Source organism: Arthrobacter sp. B0316-1-20, assembly GCF_059091865.1.
Window position 1 is genome coordinate 1 of the sequence record NZ_JBNHHC010000171.1, and the last position, 3,818, is coordinate 3,818.

The following is a 3,818-nucleotide window of genomic DNA, read 5'->3' on the forward strand; positions in this document are numbered from 1 at the left end:
CGTAACAGGGCCAGGCCCCGCCGACGACGGCGGGGCCTGACCCCTTTAACACCACCCCACCCCGCTACACACCCCCTTGCACCAAACACCGGCGGCACATCAGGGCCACTGTCTCGGTGATCAGCGTTGTTCTGATATCAGGGATCTGCTCCCGGTGCAGGGCCGGCTGCCGACACGGCCCTGCCCGGGCCTCAAGATTCTTCCGGCACCCAGTTGCGCAATACCTGCGGTGTGCTGTCTAATGCTTGCTCGACACTTTTCCGATGAGGAGACGACCAGCGGAACATGGCTACCGATTACGACGCACCCCGGACCACCAGCGACGACGAGTCGACGGATTCACTTGAGGAGCTGCGCGCCCAGCGCGGGAAGCCCCAGCCTGTGGTCATCGACGTTGACGAGAACGACACCGCCGAAGGCATCGACCTTCCCGGTGCGGATCTCTCCGGCGAGGAGCTGCACGTGCAGGTGATCCCCGTCCAGGCAGATGAGTTCACCTGTGGATCCTGCTTCCTGGTCCACCACCGCTCCCAGAAAGCGCGCGAGAAGGACGGCGTAAGCTACTGCCGCGACTGCGAAGGCTAAGCAAGCTGGCGGCCCGCTGCAGCCTGCAGCGTGGGGACAAGGCGCGGCGACGGCCAAGTACTCAAGACTGTCAATCTGCTCCTGCACGGCGTGCACATTTCCGCGGCCGCCGATGACTAAGTTGTCATCAAGGTCGAGGCGCCCGCCATGCGCACCGCATGGCCCCGAGAAGGACCAGGGCAGCTGATTTTTTGGCCAGCCAGTCAGGCGGCCAGTTCCACGCTGTTCGAAGTGCACCGGGTGCCCGCCGGTGCGATGATCCGCAGCCGGCATTGGGCCTGTGCCGGATCCGCCTTGGCAGGCAGTCGTTCCGAGTCCGCACAGCCGTTGAGCAGGGCCAAGGTATCCGGCTCCGCTTGAGCGGCCGAGAGATCGATGACGATCTGATGGCCGGGGCTCAGAGTATTGGCGCGGCGAGCCAGAACATACAGGGCCTGAACATTCCGCGGGTTCACCCGGCCCTTCACTTTGATGCAAGTCAATGCCCCCTCCAGGTCCACCCGCACCAGCACTGACAGCTTCTCGTTCACGGTGCTGCCACCTCCCCGGCCATTTGTGCCGTGGCGGCCCGCTGCGCGAGGGCCCGGCCGCTGACGGCAGTGCCGTGAGACCCGAGGAAGCGCTTTCGCTCAGTCACTGGGACCAGCTTGAGGTAGACAGGGTGGGCGAAGACCTGCTTCCTGGCTTCGATGCAGAACGGCAGGACAGCCAGGCGCCGGCGATGTGCTTGGGCCAAGGCGGTCCGCACCAGACCACCGGTCAGGTCGGGGCCCTGGTAGTCACCGTCGATGACGATGCTCAGGAGCCAGATTTGGCCGTCCTGAATGCGGTAATGCAGTGATCCTGCCACCGCTCCATCAACATAGGCATCGAAACGGGACCCGTCGAAGTTGTCACGGACAATATGCATGTTTTTCTCCTCAGGTCATATCCCCGACAGGCCGCGGCACATGCCGGCCACGCCGCTGCATTCTCCGGCCACCGGTGATCAGCAGGCCGAATCCATGAGGATCCGAACCCCCATCGGATCTCGCTTACAATGTAAGCTAAGCATGCTTAGCACTTGATGCAAATTCCTCCGGCCGGTTTACGCCGGTGCGAAGGGCGGTGAAAACGGCTTGGCGGGAGGCCCGAATGCCTCTTCCTGTAAGTGCCGGTGCGGTTAGCCGGCCAGGGTTTCCAGGCGCTCGAGCAGGTTCTCGAGTGACTCTTCGAATTCCTGTGCGGAGCGGTCCTCCGAAAGGAGTTCCTGAAGGTTTTGCAGGAGCGGATAGCCGCTGAGGTCCGCCTCCTGCGGCGGGCGGGGTTCGGCTTCCTCGACCGGGCCGACGTCGGCCCCCATGGCTGAGACTTCCAGGAGCAGGTGTCCGAGCAGGAAGCTGCTGAAGGCGCGGTAGGCGTCCACCGCCGCTTTGTCGGAGAAGCCCGAGCCTTTCAGTGCCCGGAGGAAGGATTCGACCCAGCGCAGGCTGCGCAGAGGAGGCCGCACCCAGGGCGCTTCGGTGTGCCGGGTGGCAATGAGCGGAAACACCTGGGGATGGGCCAGGGCCAGCCGGCGCAGCCCGTGCGCCAGGCGGATCAGATAGTCCTGCCACCCATGGCGGGGCTCGCTGTACACTTCCGGATCGCTGGAGAGCTCATCCAGAACAGCCTCCACGATGCCGTCCAGCAGATTCTCCCGCGACGGGACATAACGGTAGAGCGACATCGCCTCCACCCCCAGTTCGGTGCCGAGCCGGCGCATGGTCAGCCGGCGCACCCCGAACCGCTCAATGAAGTCCGCACCGGCCCGGATAATCCGCTGCCGCTCAAGCCGGGGCTTCTCCGCCCCCGAGTCCGGCCCTCCGTTTTCCGGCTCCACTCCGGCTCCGGCCATCGACCTCCCCCTCCCTGCATCCTTCCCTCCACCCTACGCCCGCCCGTCCGGATCCGCGCGGGCATCTCTGCGTCGGAAGTCCCGACTCCCTCCCGGGCAGGACCGGCAGACAAGCGGCGGGCTTTACAGCACAGCCTTACACTGTAAACTCGGTGGCTCGCGATGTTTGCTGGATGCCCGTCAAGCACCTGCGGCGGGCCGGAGAAGTAAAGGTGAGATGTGAACGAGGAACTGAAGCAGGTCTGGGTTGCTGCTGCGGACGTTGAAACGCTGCAGGCAGAAATGGACCAGGCCGAATTCCACCTGACAGCGACCATCGAGGATGCCGTCAAGGCCGGGGAAGCCACGGAAGCCATCCGTCAAGCGGCGAATCTGACCCAGACCGAGCTCAAGCGGGTCCGGGATCTCTCCAGCGACGCGTCCTGACTGCCGACTCACCAACATCACCCACCCCTGCATCCTTAGCCCGACGCACTGGTTGAGCTCGACCACAGTTATTGTCCGTTCGACGATAAATGGCTCCTATGGATAATCAGCCGCAAGCTCCCAGGGGTGCCTCTTCACTCAAGTCCCACACATTTTTGAGATCAGCCAGCGCCAGGTCATCAGCAAAGAAGAATTTTCTGCTCCAAGTCCGTGTGCAAGGATGCAACCGCGGCCACCCCGGCCTTTTCCTGAGCATTATGGAATTAGTCACTGGCCGGCCAGCTGCGGGAGTTGGCTTCTGTCATTCATCGACGGTGAGGATGCGGGGCCGGCGGGGAATGCCCACTGCGGGGTCGAGCGGCAAGACCAAGTCAACAGCAGGAAATAGTGATGGAGCTCATGAATGTCCCTGCACCCGATGTGCTGCTGCGGTCCTGCATTTCGTGAACGCCACAGGTGCCGGGCCATGGAGGCGGTCGAGAGCCTGGACCACCGAGCCGAAGCGGCGCGATTGCAGGAGCACACAAGGCAATTGAAGGCGGATTTGCGCCGCCGGGCGGAGGCGTGTATCGTTTTCTGAGTCGCCGCCGCTGAGTGGCGAAAACCCCTTCAAATTATTCACCGGAAATGGTGTGCGCCTGAATGGCCTGCGCAATTATCCGGCGGTTTTTTGGCGGGTCGGTTCGTGAATTTCCAATGAAATTCCGCGGAAATCGCGGATTTGACAGGAAAGAAATTCATGAATTAGATTAGAAACATCGCAGCAAAGAAAAGCGAAGCCGCTTGAAATACATTTCCGAAAGGAAGTGACCGCGGTTTTGAAAAGTAAATGCATGTGCCTGTTGTTTGAGAACTCAATAGTGTGCCAAGTTTGTTGATACCAAATGTTTTGTTTGGTTGATTTGGCTGTGATGCGCCGCGTTCGCGGTGT

Annotated in this window: 6 protein-coding genes; 2 read left to right on the top strand and 4 right to left on the bottom strand. The window is 62.0% G+C overall.

Annotation, left to right across the window (positions count from 1 at the left end):
* The first annotated feature begins 285 nt into the window (after positions 1 to 285).
* Complete coding sequence (locus AC5RW2_RS41170; RefSeq protein WP_493986647.1) at positions 286 to 585, top strand: DUF4193 domain-containing protein; 300 nt, start codon at positions 286 to 288, stop codon at positions 583 to 585.
* Positions 586 to 788: 203 nt separating this feature from the next.
* Here the strand turns inward: AC5RW2_RS41170 and AC5RW2_RS41175 are convergent, their stop codons facing one another.
* The 3 genes from AC5RW2_RS41175 to AC5RW2_RS41185 all read right to left on the bottom strand — a co-directional run bounded on the left by AC5RW2_RS41175 (position 789) and on the right by AC5RW2_RS41185 (position 2,461).
* Positions 789 to 1,115, bottom strand: a complete 327-nt coding sequence (locus tag AC5RW2_RS41175; protein ID WP_493986646.1) for a hypothetical protein — start codon at positions 1,113 to 1,115, stop codon at positions 789 to 791.
* Positions 1,112 to 1,495 (bottom strand): GNAT family N-acetyltransferase, encoded by a 384-nt coding sequence (locus AC5RW2_RS41180; RefSeq protein WP_493986645.1) that lies wholly within the window; start codon positions 1,493 to 1,495, stop codon positions 1,112 to 1,114. Before AC5RW2_RS41180 ends, AC5RW2_RS41175 begins: the two co-directional genes overlap by 4 nt.
* Positions 1,496 to 1,747: 252 nt before the next feature.
* Positions 1,748 to 2,461 (bottom strand): TetR/AcrR family transcriptional regulator C-terminal domain-containing protein, encoded by a 714-nt coding sequence (locus tag AC5RW2_RS41185; RefSeq protein WP_493986644.1) that lies wholly within the window; start codon positions 2,459 to 2,461, stop codon positions 1,748 to 1,750.
* Between the two features lie 219 nt (positions 2,462 to 2,680).
* On the opposite strand from AC5RW2_RS41185, the gene AC5RW2_RS41190 reads away from it, so the two are divergent.
* Entirely contained in the window at positions 2,681 to 2,887 is a 207-nt protein-coding gene (locus AC5RW2_RS41190) for a hypothetical protein (protein WP_493986643.1), read from the top strand.
* A 744-nt stretch (positions 2,888 to 3,631) separates the two neighbouring features.
* Here AC5RW2_RS41190 and AC5RW2_RS41195 read toward each other — a convergent pair.
* The coding region (locus AC5RW2_RS41195; RefSeq protein ID WP_493986642.1) for a hypothetical protein at positions 3,632 to 3,818 on the bottom strand (187 nt) is incomplete at its 5' end.